General features: G+C 63.0%; 15 protein-coding genes. 7 read left to right on the forward strand and 8 right to left on the reverse strand.

The features are described 5' to 3' along the window. Window positions 1-21: 21 nt before the first annotated feature. The 4 genes from panB to pcnB form a co-directional block, all read right to left on the reverse strand. Window positions 22-813, reverse strand: coding sequence for a 3-methyl-2-oxobutanoate hydroxymethyltransferase (panB, locus tag BR71_RS05395; protein ID WP_043633760.1), 792 nt, complete (start codon window positions 811-813; stop codon window positions 22-24). 192 nt (window positions 814-1,005) lie between these two features. Next, complete coding sequence (locus BR71_RS05400; protein ID WP_019104537.1) at window positions 1,006-1,641, reverse strand: deoxynucleoside kinase; 636 nt, start codon at window positions 1,639-1,641, stop codon at window positions 1,006-1,008. 13 nt (window positions 1,642-1,654) lie between these two features. Then, window positions 1,655-2,143: a 2-amino-4-hydroxy-6-hydroxymethyldihydropteridine diphosphokinase gene (folK, locus tag BR71_RS05405; RefSeq protein WP_043633763.1), complete on the reverse strand. Its 489-nt coding sequence runs from the start codon at window positions 2,141-2,143 to the stop codon at window positions 1,655-1,657. Beyond that, the gene (pcnB, locus tag BR71_RS05410; protein ID WP_043633766.1) at window positions 2,144-3,502 is read right to left on the reverse strand and encodes a polynucleotide adenylyltransferase PcnB; all 1,359 of its coding nucleotides are present in this window, start codon (window positions 3,500-3,502) and stop codon (window positions 2,144-2,146) included. It lies immediately after the preceding gene. A gap of 204 nt (window positions 3,503-3,706) precedes the next feature. On the opposite strand from pcnB, the gene BR71_RS05415 reads away from it, so the two are divergent. From BR71_RS05415 to BR71_RS22775, 5 genes are all read left to right on the forward strand, one after another. Further along, complete coding sequence (locus BR71_RS05415) at window positions 3,707-4,465, forward strand: hypothetical protein (RefSeq protein ID WP_081862561.1); 759 nt, start codon at window positions 3,707-3,709, stop codon at window positions 4,463-4,465. A 327-nt stretch (window positions 4,466-4,792) separates the two neighbouring features. After that, entirely contained in the window at window positions 4,793-5,092 is a 300-nt protein-coding gene (locus BR71_RS05420) for a hypothetical protein (protein WP_043633772.1), read from the forward strand. Between the two features lie 147 nt (window positions 5,093-5,239). Next, window positions 5,240-6,646 carry an MATE family efflux transporter gene (locus BR71_RS05425; protein WP_043633775.1) on the forward strand — a complete coding sequence of 469 codons (1,407 nt, stop codon included), beginning with the start codon at window positions 5,240-5,242 and terminating at the stop codon, window positions 6,644-6,646. Next, window positions 6,643-7,668: a UDP-N-acetylmuramate dehydrogenase gene (gene murB, locus BR71_RS05430; RefSeq protein ID WP_043633778.1), complete on the forward strand. Its 1,026-nt coding sequence runs from the start codon at window positions 6,643-6,645 to the stop codon at window positions 7,666-7,668. Before BR71_RS05425 ends, murB begins: the two co-directional genes overlap by 4 nt. A gap of 44 nt (window positions 7,669-7,712) precedes the next feature. Then, window positions 7,713-8,330: an HAD family hydrolase gene (locus tag BR71_RS22775; RefSeq protein WP_052370357.1), complete on the forward strand. Its 618-nt coding sequence runs from the start codon at window positions 7,713-7,715 to the stop codon at window positions 8,328-8,330. A gap of 2 nt (window positions 8,331-8,332) precedes the next feature. On the opposite strand, the gene BR71_RS05440 is transcribed toward BR71_RS22775, so the two are convergent. Both BR71_RS05440 and BR71_RS05445 read right to left on the reverse strand, forming a co-directional pair. Continuing rightward, the gene (locus BR71_RS05440; protein WP_043633781.1) at window positions 8,333-8,713 is read right to left on the reverse strand and encodes an MAPEG family protein; all 381 of its coding nucleotides are present in this window, start codon (window positions 8,711-8,713) and stop codon (window positions 8,333-8,335) included. A gap of 164 nt (window positions 8,714-8,877) precedes the next feature. Next, window positions 8,878-9,552, reverse strand: coding sequence for an energy-coupling factor ABC transporter permease (locus tag BR71_RS05445; RefSeq protein WP_043633784.1), 675 nt, complete (start codon window positions 9,550-9,552; stop codon window positions 8,878-8,880). A 100-nt stretch (window positions 9,553-9,652) separates the two neighbouring features. On the opposite strand from BR71_RS05445, the gene nadC reads away from it, so the two are divergent. Next, a complete protein-coding gene (gene nadC, locus BR71_RS05450) occupies window positions 9,653-10,498 on the forward strand; it encodes a carboxylating nicotinate-nucleotide diphosphorylase (RefSeq protein ID WP_043633787.1) in 846 nt (281 codons plus the stop codon). Window positions 10,499-10,587: 89 nt separating this feature from the next. Next, window positions 10,588-12,468 (forward strand): sensor domain-containing diguanylate cyclase, encoded by a 1,881-nt coding sequence (locus BR71_RS05455; protein WP_043633790.1) that lies wholly within the window; start codon window positions 10,588-10,590, stop codon window positions 12,466-12,468. Here BR71_RS05455 and BR71_RS05460 read toward each other — a convergent pair. After that, window positions 12,446-13,144 carry a CoA pyrophosphatase gene (locus BR71_RS05460; RefSeq protein ID WP_244269592.1) on the reverse strand — a complete coding sequence of 233 codons (699 nt, stop codon included), beginning with the start codon at window positions 13,142-13,144 and terminating at the stop codon, window positions 12,446-12,448. The genes BR71_RS05455 and BR71_RS05460 overlap by 23 nt on opposite strands. A 311-nt stretch (window positions 13,145-13,455) precedes the next feature. After that, window positions 13,456-14,712: a transcription termination factor Rho gene (gene rho / locus BR71_RS05465; RefSeq protein WP_043591613.1), complete on the reverse strand. Its 1,257-nt coding sequence runs from the start codon at window positions 14,710-14,712 to the stop codon at window positions 13,456-13,458. Window positions 14,713-14,811 lie beyond the last annotated feature (99 nt).

The raw sequence follows: 14,811 nt of genomic DNA on the forward strand, positions 1-14,811 counted from the left end.
TGATGTCCTGGGCAGAGCCGATCAGAAAGTATGTTCCGCCGCCGGGAAGGACTTATCCTTCACCGCCTGCACATAGGACTGCACCGCGCCTTGGATGCTGCCGGCCTCAGCCATGAAGTCCTTGACGAAACGCGCCTTCTTGCCGGGGTACACGCCCAGCATGTCGTGCAGCACCAGCACCTGGCCGGACACATCGACGCCGGCGCCAATGCCTATGGTGGGCACGGAAATCGACTCGGTGATCTCGCGCGCCAGTTCCGCCGGCACGCACTCCATCAGCACCAGACTGGCGCCGGCTGCGGCGTGCGCCTTCGCGTCGTTGACGATGCGGCGCGCATCCTCCTCGCTCTTGCCCTGCACTCGATAGCCGCCGAAAGTGTTGACGAACTGCGGCGTCAGGCCAATGTGGGCGCACACCGGCACGCCGCGCTCCACCAGGAAGCGTGTGGTATCGGCCATATAAGCGCCGCCTTCCAGCTTCACCATGTGCGCGCCGGCCTGGATGATGCGGGCGGCGTGGGCGAAGGCCTGCTGCGGGCTTTCCTGATAAGCGCCGAAAGTCATGTCGCCCAGCACCATGGCCTGCTTGGCGCCGCGCGCCACGCAACGCACGTGGTAGAGCATTTCTTCTTCGGCCACCGGCAGCGTGGAGTCTATGCCCTGTACCACCATGCCCAGCGAATCCCCTACCAACAGAATTTCCACCCCGGCTTGCTCCAGCAAGGTGGCGAAGCTGGCGTCGTAACAGGTCAGCATGGCGATCTTTTGCTCTTCCTGAGCCATTTTCTGCAGGGTGTTGACGGTAATTTTCATGCCCGTTCTTCCTCGTTCAGTCGTCCATATCAACCGGCGGGGCGCTTAAAGCCTGTTTACGATCTGCTGCTCATCAGCGATACGGCGTTGAAAACGGTGACGCACCCTTTGTACATTCCGTTTTCTCGGCCGCAAGGCCTTGTCTCACTCTAGCTCGCTAGATCGGCAAACAGGCTCTGAGCGCGCGGCGGCTCAGACGCTCTTGTTGAAATAGTTACGCTGGCCTCGCGCTTCGCTGATGCAGCGGATCAGCAGTTCGAAGTCCTCGTCTCCATCGACCAGATTCAGGTGATCGGTATTGACGATCAGCAGCGGCGCGGCCTCGTACTGATGGAAAAATTCGCTGTAGGCCTGATGCACGCGCTTCAGATAGCCTTCGGGGAAATTGACTTCGTACTCCGCCGCCCGCGCGGCCACCCGGCTCAACAGGTTTTCCTCGGACGCCTGCAAATAGATCACCAGATCCGGCACCGGATGTTCCGGCATCGCCAGCGACGCCAGGCGCTTGTACAGCGCCAATTCGGCCTCGTCCAGATTGATCTTTGCGAACAGCGCGTCCTTCTCGAACAGGAAGTCCGACACCAGCGGGCTGGCCAGCAGTTCGCCGTTCAGCATGCTCTTGGCCATATCGGCGCGTTGCAACATGAAGGACAGTTGGGTGGACAGGCCGTGAGCCGGCAGGTTGCGGTAGAAGCGCGGCAGGAAAGGATTGGCGGCGGGGTCTTCCGCCAGCATGCGCACGCCCCAGTATTCCGACAGCCGGCGCGCCAGAGAGGATTTGCCCGCGCCGATCGGCCCTTCGACCACGACATAACGCAATTGACTCATCGCTCGCTTCCTCTTAGCTAGTTGTTTCGAGACGCTCCACGCCTTGATCGGCGAGTCCGGCGGCCAGTTCGCCGGCCGTGCCCAGCTCCGGCAGCGTCAGATCAGGAGCGATCTCCGCCAGCGGGATCATGACGAAGCCGCGCAAATGCATGCGCGGATGCGGCAGGGTCAAGTCTTCGTCGCTCTGGGCGACGCCGCTGTAATACAGCAGATCCAGATCCAACACCCGCGGCGCATTGCGGAAAGTGCGCACCCGGCCAAACTCGGCCTCGATCGCCAGCAGCCTGCGCAGTAATTCGCGCGGAGCCAACGCGGTGCCCACTTCCGCAACGGCGTTGATGAAGTCCGGTTGATCGGCATAGCCCACCGGCGCGGTGCGGTACAAGGCGGACTGCCGCGTCAACTCGGTATCGGGCAAGGCGGCGATGGCGGCCAGCGCGGCGCGGATTTGCGCCGCCGGCTGTTCAAGGTTGCTGCCCAGCGCGATGAAAGCCTGCGCCACTTAGGCCTCTCCGCCGGATTCGCCCGCGGCTTTGCGGCGATTGGCGGGACGGCGGCGGCGGCGTTTCTTGGCCGGATCCGGCTCGCCGCTGGCCTTGGCGATTTCCAGCAGTTGCTCGCGCTCTTCCTCGTCGGCGCGCTGGAAGTCGTTCCACCAGCCCACCAACTTCATGTCCACCTCGCCGGCCTCTCCGCGCAGCGCGAAGAAATCGTAAGCGGCGCGGAAGCGCGGCTGCTCCAGGAAGCGATAAGCGCGCTGGCCGCTGCGGCTGTCGAAACGCGACTGCAACATCCAGATTTCGCGCATGGTCACGCTGAAGCGGCGCGGAATGGCAAAATCGTTGTCCTGCTCGGACTCCACGTCGGCAATCGCTTGCGCCAGCGCGTACACCGCGCGGTCGCCGGCGTTCAAACGCTTCTGCCAACGCTGATACACCTGCTTCCACAACAGGGTGGCCAGCAGGAAACCCACCGACACGGGCTTGTCGGCGCGGATGCGCTGATCGGTGCTCTCCAGACCCAGCTTCAAGAACAAATCGTCGCCCTTGTCGTCCAGCACTGCGTCCAACAGTGGAAACACACCGCGCGCCATGCCTTCCTCGCGCAGCTTCTTCAGGCAGCCGTAGGCTTGGCCGGACATCAGCAGCTTGAGCATTTCATCGAACAGGCGCGCCGGCGGCTCCTTCTTCAGCAGATAAGCGTGGGTGCGGATGGGCTTGCGGGTGGCGTCGTCGATCTCGAAACCCAGCTTGGCCGCCAGGCGAACCGCGCGCAGCATGCGCACCGGGTCTTCCTGATAACGGCGGGCCGGCTGGCCTATCATCACCAGCTTGCGGGCGCGCAAGTCCTTGACGCCGTGGTGATAGTCGATGACGGTTTCGTCGGACGGATCGTAGAACAGCGCGTTCACGGTGAAGTCGCGACGGTGGGCGTCCTCTTCCTGGCTGCCGAAACTGTTGTCGGCCATGATGCGGCCGGTTTCATTAGTGTCGTCCACAGAGCCGCCGCGGAAGGTGGTCACCTCGATGGTTTCCGGCCCCATCATCACGTGGACGATGCGGAAACGCCGGCCAATGATGCGGGAACGGCGGAACACCCGGTGCACTTCCTCCGGCGTTGCGTTGGTGGCAACGTCGAAATCCTTCGGTGACACGCCCAACATCAAGTCGCGCACGGCTCCGCCCACCACATAGGCGGAAAAACCGGCCTCCTGCAGTCGGGTGGTGACTTTCAGCGCAGCGGAGCTGAGCTGGTCTCGGCGGATGCCGTGTTGCGGCAGAGGAATCACGCGCGCCTTGGTGCGGCGCTTGCCCATGCCGGCGGGCAGGTCCAGTACTTTACGGATAAACTTGCGGATCATTATGAGAAAGATAGTCGACTTGGAATGCCAGGATTCGCAAGACTAGTAGGTAGTCAAGCCGGCGATTATATCCCTATTCTTTGCAGAAAATACAATTCGCCGCCATATCCCGCCCCATGGCCGCCTCCACGGCCGCCAATTGCCCCCTATCGATGATAGGCATACAATCGCTGCCGATTCGCCGACTCCGACAAGACCCCTCCCGTGCGCCCTACTCTCAGCTTTCATCTCCAGACCATTCCCAACGTGCCCGCCATCCGCCAGCTTTATGAGCTGGATGGCGAAATCGGGGAGGCCGACGTCGCCGATTTCGTGCTGCAGCGCTGCCGCGCCCAAAGCAGCACCGACTTCATTCCCTTCCATTTGCACCGCGTGGTTGCCATCGCCGGCGTACTACAACAGGATGGGCACACCCGTCTCGTCCAGCGGCTTGCCGTCGATGCCGGCGACGAAGCCGCGATGCTGGCGGACTGGCTCACCCTGCTGCGCGACAGCCGGGCGCAGTTGATCAGTTGGGACGGCTCTCGGCTGGACTTGCCGGTGTTGCTCCATCGCGCGCTGGCCTTGGGCTTGCAACTGCCGGAACAGCTCCGCGCCGGCCGGACGCCGGACGCGCATTGCGCGCTAAGCGAGATCCTGAGCGGCGGCCATGCCGAACTGGCCACTCCGTTGGGCGAGCTGGCCCGTCTGTGCGGCCTGCCTGGAGAAGCCGAACTCAACGGCCCTCGGCGCTGGGAACTGTATCGAGCCGGCAACGCCGACGCGCTCGCCGAACACAATGCCCGCCAGGCCGCCAGCTGCCACCTGCTGTGGCTGCGCCAGCAATGGGTGGAAGGCGCGCTGACCCCGGCCACTCATCAGGCCTGTAGACAAAGCTTGCGCGCCGTCATCGCTGCGCAACCGGAGCCGCACTGGCGCGGCTGGCTGGCCGAGTGGCGCGAGGAGGCCGCGCAAGGGGATTGACAGCCAAAAGCCAAAAGCATAGGCTGACATGCATGCGCCGATTTGACACAGCTTGCGGGCGCTTAACAAATGCCAGCTAAAGCGTCAAACCGGTGAACCCGCTTGCGCTCTTAGTCGTAGGCGGGTTTTCTTTTACCCGTACAGGCAGTTAAGCAGACCAATCGCTTCGGATCGATGCATGAGCCGCGCCCCGTTTCCGTTTCGGGCATGCGCGGCAGGCGCCGAGTTAATGACAACTTGCAGGGCGCCCAAAAATCCTGCTAAAGCGTCGCCGGCGAAACCCAGAACCGGCGCGCCAACTGCGACCGAACCCTCTGGAGAACCGCCATGTACGACTGCCTGCAAGATAGCTATACCGATTTCTCTTTTGCCAATTTCGACGCTGTGGGAAGACCTCGCCCCCTTTGCGGCAGCCTGAGCGCCTCTCCGCTCACGCCGGCCGACACCCCCGCCCTGCAACAGCTGGCGGATTTCGCCCATGAGCTGGGCTATGAACTGGAACGCAACGGCGAACAGCTAACCGTACAGGACATTTCGCTGGCGGACGCGCTCAGCATCAACGCACGCTTTGGCGGCGAGTTGCTGATCAGTTGCGATCTGCGCCGCGACCCGCCTGCGCGCTTCTGATCTGGAGGCACCGCGCTCCCGCTTCGCCGGGGGCGCTTCCGCGCGTCCGTCTTACTCTTGCCGCCCCATTGTCATGGCGCGGCAAAGACAAGGCAGCCCCGCAGCCGGTATAATGGCCAGTTCTCCGAGCCATCCCGCCCTACTCCCATGCTGTTTGAAATCAATCGCGCCCCGCGCGGGGCCGTGCTGCTGGAAGCCCGTCAAATCAGCCGGCTGGCCTTGCCGATGATGATCGCTCAGATCGCGCAGGTGGCCACCGCCTTCGTCGACACCGTGATGGCGGGCCGCGTCAGCACCGACGACCTGGCCGCCGTCTCCCTAGGCGCCAGCGTTTTCATCACCTTCTACGTCACGCTGATGGGCATCGTCACCGCGCTCAACCCCATACTGGCCCACCAGCTGGGGGCCGGCGAGCACGACAAATTCAAGGACACCGCGCGCCAGGGGCTGTGGTTCGGCCTTCTGATCGGCCTCTTGGGCGCGGCGATGATGGTGGCGCTGGAGCCGGCGCTGCGGCTGTGGCTGCACCTGCCGCCGGAAGTGACCGACAAGGTGATGCTGTTCATCACCGGCGCCGCGGTGGGCATGCCGGCGGCGATGACCCACCGCGCGCTGCACGCCTACGCATCCAGCCTGGGCCGCCCCAAGGCCATCATGGTGGTCAGCCTGTTGGCGCTGGCGCTGAACATTCCGCTCAACTATATCCTGATCCACGGCCTCTTCGGCCTGCCCAAACTGGGCGGCGCCGGTTGCGGCTGGGCCACCGGCATCGTGTTCTGGTTCAACTGCCTGGCCCTGCTCGCCTATGTCAGCTGGCATCGCAATTTCCGCCAGTTCCGCCTGCTGGAGCGACTGCGCGGTCCGGATTGGCGCATGTACCGCGGCTTCCTCAAGCTGGGCGTGCCAATCGGCCTGTCCTTCTTCGTGGAAGTCAGCCTGTTCTCCTTCATCGCGCTGCTGATCGCCGAACTGGGCACCGTGGTGGTCGCCACCCATCAATCCGTGCTCAATTTTTCCAGCATCATCTACATGTTGCCGCAAAGCGTGGCCACGGCGATGTCCGTGCGCGTCGGCCATCATGTCGGCGCCGGCGATTACCGCGCCGCACGCTTCAGTTCCGGTGTAGGCCTGCTGCTGGGCTTGAGCATGGCCTTTTGCGCGATGCTCGCGGTGTTGCTGTTCCGCGAACCCATCATGCGCATGTACACGCCAGACCCGCGCGTGATCGCGATGGGCTCCACCCTCTTGCTGTTCGCGGCGGTCTACCAGTTGACCGACGCCGCCCAAACCATCGCCTCCGGCGCCTTGCGCGGCTACAAGCTGACCACGGTGCCGATGATTATTCACATCCTGTCGTTCTGGTGCGTTGGCCTGGGTCTGGGCATCACCCTGGGCCTGACCGACTGGCTGACCAAGAAGCCCATGGGCGTGTTCGGCTTCTGGACCGCTCTCGTCATCAGCCTGAGCGTGGCCGCGCTGTTCCTGACCCGCTATCTGGCGAGCGAAAGCCGCCGCCGCCTGTATCGACAACTTCAACCGGAACCGGCGCAATGAGCCTGACCTTCAGCCACCACTATCCGCTCAAACCGCTGAACACCTTCGGCATGGATGCGCGCGCGCGCGACTTCTGCCAGCTGGACTCGCTCTCTGATCTGCCGGCGCTACTGGAAAGCCCGGCCTACCGCGCCGGCCCCGTGCTGTGGCTGGGCGGCGGCAGCAATCTGCTGTTCACCCGCGACTATTCCGGCCTGGTGGTCAAACTGGGGCTGCGCGGCATCCGCCTGCTGGAAGAAAGCGGCGACGATGTGATTGTCGAAGCGGCCGCCGGCGAAAACTGGCACGGCTTCGTGCTCCACACCCTGAGCCAGGGCTGGTACGGACTGGAAAATCTGAGCCTGATCCCCGGCACCGTTGGCGCCAGCCCAATCCAAAACATCGGCGCCTACGGCGTCGAGGCCAAGGACCACATCCATCAAGTGGTCTGCGCCGACCTCGATCATGGCGGCGCCGCACTGACGCTGGACAAGGCCGACTGCCGCTTCGGGTATCGTGACAGCGTGTTCAAACACGATGCCGCCGGCCGACTGCTGGTCACCGCGGTGCGTTTCCGCTTATCGCGCACGGCTCGGCTGCGCACCGGCTACGGCGATATCCAGCAAGAACTGAACGCCGCCGGCATCGCCGCGCCCACGCCCCAAGACGTCAGCGACGCGGTGATTCGCATCCGTTCCAGCAAACTGCCCAACCCGGCCGAACTGGGCAATGCCGGCAGCTTCTTCAAAAACCCGGTTCTGCCGGCGGAGCAGGCGCAAGCGCTGCTGGCGCTCCATCCCGCGTTGCCGCACTACCCGGCAGCCGACGGCAAGGTCAAGCTGGCCGCCGGCTGGCTGATCGACCAATGCGGACTGAAAGGCTATCGCGACGGCGACGCCGGCGTGCACGCGCGCCAGGCGCTGGTGCTGGTCAATCACGGCGCAGCCAGCGGCGACCAGATGCGCGCGCTGGCCGACAAGGTGCGCGCCGAGGTCCGTCAACGCTTTGGCGTGGAGCTGGAGCCGGAGCCCATCATTCTCTAAACAGCTGGCGCGAAACCCTCGCGCTCTCGACAAAAGGCGAAACGATGAATTCAAGCGTAGATGTGCTGGTATTCGATCTGGGCGGAGTATTGGTGGACTGGAACGGCATCGATCCGCTGGTGCGGCTTTCTCAGGGCAAGCTGAACCCGGAACAGGCCCGACGCTTCTGGATGGAAACGCCGTGGATCGCCGAACTCGACACCGGCGCCTGCACGCCGGAAGCGTTCAGCGCCGCGATGGCGGAACACCTGGGACTGGACATCGACGCGATGGAAATGACCGCGCAACTGGACAGCTGGCTGCGCGGCGCCTTCCCCGGCGCGGCGGAGATGCTGGCCCAGCTTGGCGCGCGCCATCGCCTGGCCGTGCTCAGCAACAACAACGCGCTGCACTGGGACAAAATCGAACGTGAATTCGATCTGCTGCACCGTTTCGACCGGCTATTCGCCTCCCATCTGATCGGCCTTCGCAAGCCGGATGACGAGGTATACCGTCATGTACAGCAAGAGTTGGACGTCCCCCCTCACCGCATCGCCTTTTTCGACGACAACATAGAATGCGTGGACGCCGCCCGCCGCGCCGGCTGGCAAGCGTTTCACACCAAGGGCTTGGACCAGGTGCAGGCCGCTCTGCGCGCCAACGGCTGGCTGGACGCCGTCTAGCGCTAGAACAGGCCGCCGGCCTTGCAGAAGATCGCCACCACCGTCAGCAGCCCAATCAGCCAAGACAATGAGCGCAAGCTGGCCTGATCAGCCAGGTACAACAAGCCGTGCGCAACCCGCGCCGCGATGAAGACTGCGGCGGCGGCATTCAGAAATGCCAGCGGCACATGCATTCCCCACCCCACCAGCACCGCGGCGGCGAAGGTTGGGAACGCCTCCCAGGCGTTCTGCTGCGCCCAATTAGCCCGCTGCCGATAACCGCTGGCCTGGGCCATCGCCTCACGCGGCTTGTGGTTGTCCACCCGCGAACCGGCCTTGGCCACCCCGGCCCAGATCAATGGCAGCAGAGCGGCCAGCAAAAGGCTCCATAACGCGAACGGCATATCATTCTCCTATGTTGATCCAGCCTCGAACAAAAGCTGCTTAAGAAATTGCGAGTTAAGCGAGACAAGGCCTTGCGCCCAAGGACACGGAATACGCGGTTGGCTCATCGGCAGAATGAAGCATGCTCGCCGCCCTCAAGGCGAAACGGATGATAAACAGCTTCTCACGGCGCGCGGCGCCTATGTCCCAGATAGCGCCCGTCGTCAAAGGTGGCCACCCATTCCGGCCGGTAAACCACCAGCACCGCAGCCAGCAAACCCGTGGTGAAAGCCTCCGACCATGACAATAAAAAATAGAACGGAAGCGTCTCTTCAAGCAACTGGTCCCAGGGATAGGCGCCAGCCAGCCCCAAGGCCAACAAGCCGGACAGGCCAGCGGCGAACATGCCGGCTCCGCCGGCGAGGAAGCCGTTGACGAAGACATAAACGAACAGATTACTGGGCAAGACGCGCTGACTCAAGCGTAGCGCCGCGGCGGACAGCGCCACCGGCGGCGCAATCATGCTCAAATAATTCAGACCCAGCGCCAGCGGATCGGCTTGTCCGCTCAAAGCCAGCGCCAGCAAGGGCAGCGCCAGCGCCAGCAAGGCCAGCCAGGGCCCCATCATCAGGGTGAACAAGCCGGCGCCCAGCAAATGGAAAGACAAGCCAGGCGCCACGCCGCCTCGCAACAGCCACAGGGCCAGCGCCAACACACAGGCGCCCATCCAGGCATTGCAGGCAGGCAAGGGCAAAGCGCGCCAGGCCACCTGCCGCGCCGCCAGCGCCAGCAAAGACAAAGCCCCGCCATTGCTCAGCCAAAGCGCGACGTCGGGAAAAAATGATGCGGGCAAATCCATGACCTACCTACTGGCTTTATTATCCATTTCGAATGATACCAGAGGGTGCGCACCAACCCGTCTCCATTGGGTACAATGACGTTTTATTGGAGAGTTCCGCATGCCCGCTTTGCCCGCCCCCCACCTGATCGCCCAGCACGTCGCCGCCGCCCTGACCGAAGACATCGGCCGTTGCGACTGGACCGCCCTGCTGATTCCCGAACACAGCGCCGGCGCGGCGCGGGTGGTCGCGCGCGAAGCGGCTACCTTGTGCGGTCAGGCCTGGTTCGACGAATGCTTCCGCCAGGTTGACCCTGATTGCCAGGTGGAATGGCTGGCCGCCGAAGGTGAGCAAGTCGCCGCCGGCGCCGTGCTGTGCAATATCTCCGGCCCGGCGCGCGCGCTGCTAAGCGCGGAGCGCTCCGCGCTCAACTTCCTGCAAACCCTATCCGCGGTCGCCAGCGAAACCCGCCGCTACGTCGACGCCGTGGCAGGCACCCGCGCCCGGATTCTGGACACGCGCAAGACCATGCCCGGACTGCGACTGGCGCAGAAATACGCGGTGACGGTGGGCGGCGGCGACAATCAGCGCATTGGCCTGTTCGACGGCATCCTGATCAAGGAAAACCACATCATGGCCGCCGGCGGCATCGCCGCCGCGCTGCGGGCCGCGCAACAGCTGGCCCCCGCCGACGTCAGCCTGCAGATCGAGGTGGAAACGCTGGAACAACTGGAGGAAGCGCTGCGCCATGGCGCCAAGCTGGCGCTGCTGGACAATATGTCGCTGGAGCAAATGCGCGAGGCGGTGCGCTTGACCGCCGGCCGCGCTCTGTTGGAGGCCTCCGGCGGCGTGGACTTCGACACCGTGCGCGCGATTGCTGAAACCGGGGTCGACCGCATTTCCGTGGGCAAGCTGACCAAGGATATCCAAGCCGTCGATCTCTCGATGCGATTCACCACGGCCTGACGCCCCCGGACCCGCCCGCTGGTGCGGGTTCCTGTCATACTTCGCCGCCTAGCGCTATAACTGGTTCATAACCCCCAATAACGAGCGTCATGGACTTCAACCTCCGCAAACGGAACAAACGCCCGGCACGCTATGCGATCTGGGGCTCCATTTTCTTCCTGCTAGCGACTCTGGCGTTGGTGGCTCTGGAACTGCTCAACACCTACCAACAGGAAGAGGAAAACGCGCTGCGACAGGCTAACGGCCTCAGTCAATTGCTGGCCGAGCGGCTGGCCGCCGGCGTCAGCGAAGCCGGGCTGATCCTGCAAAACACGAGTCAACTGCCCCAAGTCCAAACCCTGCTGCACACCGGCAAAAGCAGTGAAGACGGACAACAAAAACTGTATCAACAGCTGCAACAGCAACTGCAGCTGGCGCCCTATCTGAGCCGAATCGAAATCATAGACAGCGCCTGTCAGGCCATCTTCACCAGCCGCCAGGCCGCCATCGTGCGGCAGCCGCACAATGAATTCTGCCGCTGGCTGCATAGAAACGAAGACCCGGAAAACAGTTACACCGCCGCCCAACACAACCCCGAGCAACACGGCATCGTTCTGGCCAGCAAGCTGCGCGACGACAGCGGAAATGTCATAGGCATGGCCGCCGGCGTCATCGCCAACAATTTTTTCCAGGACGAAGTCTCTCGCGTCACCGTGGGTGAACACGGGGAAATCCTGGTGCTGGACCAACGCCAGCTGATGGTGGCGCGCTGGCCCAAACCGCCCAAGGGGCTGGAACGGCAGTTCCGGCCGCTCCAGCCGGCCAAACTACTCAGCCGCGACGGTAATCAGGCGCAATTCAGCGCGCCGTCCAATATCGACGGCGTCACCCGCTTGTACAGCCAAAGCCAGACGGGACGCTACCCGTTTCAAGTGGCGGTGGGCATCGCCCGCAAGGATTTCACCCGCTCCGTGCAGGAAAAGGCGACGCTGGCGCTGCTGGGCTGGCTGTTCATCGCCGGCATGACGCTGCTGGCCTTGCGCAATTATCTTTCCAATCTGCGTCAGCACACGCTGCTGAGCCGTAGCACGGACCTGATCCGGCAAAGCGAGGAAGAAGCCAAGCTGATTCTGGACACCGCGCCGCTGGCGCTGCTGTTGGTCAATCCCAAAACACGCCGCATTCAGCGCGCCAACGCGCTGGCGCGAGCCATGCTTCAGTTGCCGCCGCGCGCGCCAGGGACCAAGGAAGATTCGGACATTCTCAACCTGCCTTTTCGGCTGCAGCCGCTGGAACAGTGGCTGGAAGCCGGCCAGGAAATCGAGAGTCAGGAAATGGAGCTGGAACTGGAGGACCACAGCCGGCTCTGGGTCATTGTCTCCCTGCGTCCCTTGGGCGAGCGCACCCCGCCGTCCACCTTAGTGGCGCTCTACGACATCTCCAGCCGCAAAGAGCTGGAAGAGCAATTACAGGAAAGCAACCAGCAGCTGAGCGAAATGGCGGCCACCGACCCGCTGACCCATCTATACAATCGGCGCTACGCCGACATGATGCTCAAAGACGAAATCAGCCGCTGCGAACGCTATGGACAGTCATTGACCATCGCGGTATTCGACATTGATCACTTCAAGCAATTCAACGACCGGCACGGCCATCAGGCCGGGGACAATGTGCTGGTGGCCGTGGCCAACGCGCTGACAGACACCACGCGCAACACCGACATCAGCGCCCGGGTGGGCGGTGAGGAATTTCTAGTGATTTTCCCCTGCACCCGGCTGCGCGACGCGCAAAAAGTGATGGAACGGGTGCAAGTGGTGTTGAGTCAGACACGCTTCCCGCTGGTGGATCAGAGCGTGACCTTCAGCGGCGGATTAACCGACTGGAGGCCTCACGACACGCCGGAACTGATGCTGGCGCGCGCCGACCGCCTGCTTTACGAAGCCAAGGTCGCCGGCCGCAACATTCTGTTCAATGATCTGGACATGACCTGAACGGCGCCCCATCCTGCCCCGCGACGCCCAAGGCGTCGGACAGCAGCCACAGCATCGCCGCGGTGGCGCCCCAGATGCGGTGGCTCTGCCAGTCCAGCGACAGATAAGCTCGCAGCTGGCCGTCGTCCCCCTGATGGCTGTGGCGCTGATAGGCCCCGGTATCCATCAAAAGCGGCAGCGGCGCCTCGAACACCTCCGCCACCTCTCCCGGTTCCGGGCTGAGCTCGAACGGCGGCAGCACCAATCCCACCACCGGCGTCACCACAAAGCCGGTAATCGTCACATAGTCCGGCAAACGTCCCAGCAGCCGGACATGGCTCTCCGCCAGCCCGGTCTCCTCTCGCGTTTCGCGCAGCGCGGCGCGCTCGGCGGAACCGTCGTCCCGCTCCAGCTTGCCGCCCGGAAAGCTGACCTGGCCGGCATGCGCCGGCAGATTTTCAGCGCGCCGGGTCAACAACACCGTCGGCCCCTCGCTATGCCACACCAGCGGCACCAGCACCGCCGCCGGCCGCAGCCCGCCATCGGCCTGCCGGAAACTGAAATCGCCCACCCTGCCGGTAAAGTCATAAGCCGAAAGCCGACCGGCGATCCAGTCGGCCGCTTCTCCCGCCTCCATCGACCACATATTATTGTCCCCTGCCGTCATCCACTCGCCGGGCCAACACGCCAGCGGCATCCTTGCTCCATCTTAGGCCAAATCACGACCTCTCTGTCGGCGCCGCCATGGCTATTAACAAAAAACCCGCGCGCCAAGCACCTGAACGGCGCCGGCGGACGCGGGCAAAAAAAATGCCAGGCGGCGAGCCTGGCACATGGCTGAGCATTTCTGCTTGAAACACTCTTAGAGTCTGTTCTTCATCTGCTGCGCTTCGTGATACGCCCCACGGTGAGTACCGCTTCGAAATGCTCATGTACCACATGACCATTCCGCTTTCTCAGCGGTTTTCGCCTTGTCTCGCTCTTGCTCGCTAGATTTTGAACTGGCTCTTAGCGGCGCATCGAGTCGAAGAACTGCTGGTTCGACTTGGTGGCCTTGATCTTGTCCTGCAGGAATTCCATCGCTTCCAGATCGTCCATCGGGTAGAGCAACTTGCGCAGCACCCAGATCCGCTGCAACTGATCCTGCGGAATCAGCAGTTCTTCGCGGCGAGTGCCTGAGCGGTTGATGTTCAGCGCCGGGAAAATGCGCTTCTCCGCCATGCGGCGCTCCAGATGGATTTCGCTGTTGCCGGTGCCCTTGAATTCTTCGTAGATCACATCGTCCATGCGGCTGCCGGTATCAATCAGCGCGGTGGCGATGATGGTCAGGCTGCCGCCCTCTTCCACATTACGCGCAGCGCCGAAGAAACGCTTGGGGCGCTGCAGCGCGTTGGCGTCCACGCCGCCGGTCAGCACCTTGCCGGAAGCCGGCACCACGGTGTTGTAGGCGCGAGCCAGGCGGGTAATGGAATCCAGCAGAATCACCACGTCCTTCTTGTGCTCCACCAGGCGCTTGGCCTTCTCGATCACCATCTCGGCCACTTGCACGTGGCGGGTGGCGGGCTCGTCGAAGGTGGAAGACACCACCTCGCCCTTGACCGAACGCTGCATCTCGGTCACTTCTTCCGGACGCTCGTCGATCAACAGCACGATCAGCACCGCTTCCGGATGGTTGGCGGTGATGGCGTGAGCGATGTGCTGCAGCATCACGGTCTTGCCGGACTTCGGCGGGGCCACCAGCAGGCCGCGCTGACCCTTGCCGATCGGCGAGATCAGATCAATGATGCGGCCAGTGATGTTCTCTTCGGCGCGGATGTCGCGCTCCAGCTTGAATTGCTCGGTGGGAAACAGCGGCGTCAGATTCTCGAACAGAATCTTATGCTTGGAGTTTTCCGGCGCTTCGCCGTTGACCTTGTCCACCTTGACCAGCGCGAAATAGCGCTCGCCGTCCTTCGGAGTGCGGATCTCGCCTTCGATCGAATCGCCGGTATGCAGGTTGAAGCGACGAATCTGCGACGGGCTGACATAGATGTCGTCCGGGCCGGCCAGATAGGAGGTGTCTGGGCTGCGCAGGAAACCAAAACCGTCCGGCAGCACTTCCAGGGTACCTTCGCCGAAAATGCTCTCGCCTTTTTTGGCCTGGTTTTTCAGCAAGGCGAAAATCAAGTCCTGCTTGCGCAGTCGATTGGCCCCGTCGATCTCGTTGGAAATGGCCATTTCAACGAGCTCGGAAACATGAAGATGTTTTAGATCAGATAAGTGCATAGCAGCCGTAGGTCGACTCGGTAACGATTTAGCGGAACGCTGAATTCGGAGGGTGGCGTAAAAATGGAACGGGCAACGCGTCAATCGCTACCCGTTTTG

Origin of the sequence: Chromobacterium haemolyticum DSM 19808, assembly GCF_000711885.1 — a bacterium.
Taxonomy (GTDB): Bacteria; Pseudomonadota; Gammaproteobacteria; order Burkholderiales; family Chromobacteriaceae; genus Chromobacterium; species Chromobacterium haemolyticum.

What these genes read in the sequence shown, in the direction of transcription:
- BR71_RS05455 (WP_043633790.1), top strand. Translation starts at nt 10,588, where the DNA reads ATGGACTTCAACCTCCGCAAACGGAACAAACGCCCGGCACGCTATGCG.
- BR71_RS05445 (WP_043633784.1), bottom strand. Translation starts at nt 9,552, where the DNA reads ATGGATTTGCCCGCATCATTTTTTCCCGACGTCGCGCTTTGGCTGAGC.
- rho (WP_043591613.1), bottom strand. Translation starts at nt 14,712, where the DNA reads ATGCACTTATCTGATCTAAAACATCTTCATGTTTCCGAGCTCGTTGAA.
- pcnB (WP_043633766.1), bottom strand. Translation starts at nt 3,502, where the DNA reads ATGATCCGCAAGTTTATCCGTAAAGTACTGGACCTGCCCGCCGGCATG.
- BR71_RS05460 (WP_244269592.1), bottom strand. Translation starts at nt 13,144, where the DNA reads ATGCCGCTGGCGTGTTGGCCCGGCGAGTGGATGACGGCAGGGGACAAT.
- BR71_RS05400 (WP_019104537.1), bottom strand. Translation starts at nt 1,641, where the DNA reads ATGAGTCAATTGCGTTATGTCGTGGTCGAAGGGCCGATCGGCGCGGGC.
- BR71_RS05425 (WP_043633775.1), top strand. Translation starts at nt 5,240, where the DNA reads ATGCTGTTTGAAATCAATCGCGCCCCGCGCGGGGCCGTGCTGCTGGAA.
- panB (WP_043633760.1), bottom strand. Translation starts at nt 813, where the DNA reads ATGAAAATTACCGTCAACACCCTGCAGAAAATGGCTCAGGAAGAGCAA.
- nadC (WP_043633787.1), top strand. Translation starts at nt 9,653, where the DNA reads ATGCCCGCTTTGCCCGCCCCCCACCTGATCGCCCAGCACGTCGCCGCC.
- BR71_RS05420 (WP_043633772.1), top strand. Translation starts at nt 4,793, where the DNA reads ATGTACGACTGCCTGCAAGATAGCTATACCGATTTCTCTTTTGCCAAT.
- BR71_RS22775 (WP_052370357.1), top strand. Translation starts at nt 7,713, where the DNA reads ATGAATTCAAGCGTAGATGTGCTGGTATTCGATCTGGGCGGAGTATTG.
- BR71_RS05440 (WP_043633781.1), bottom strand. Translation starts at nt 8,713, where the DNA reads ATGCCGTTCGCGTTATGGAGCCTTTTGCTGGCCGCTCTGCTGCCATTG.
- murB (WP_043633778.1), top strand. Translation starts at nt 6,643, where the DNA reads ATGAGCCTGACCTTCAGCCACCACTATCCGCTCAAACCGCTGAACACC.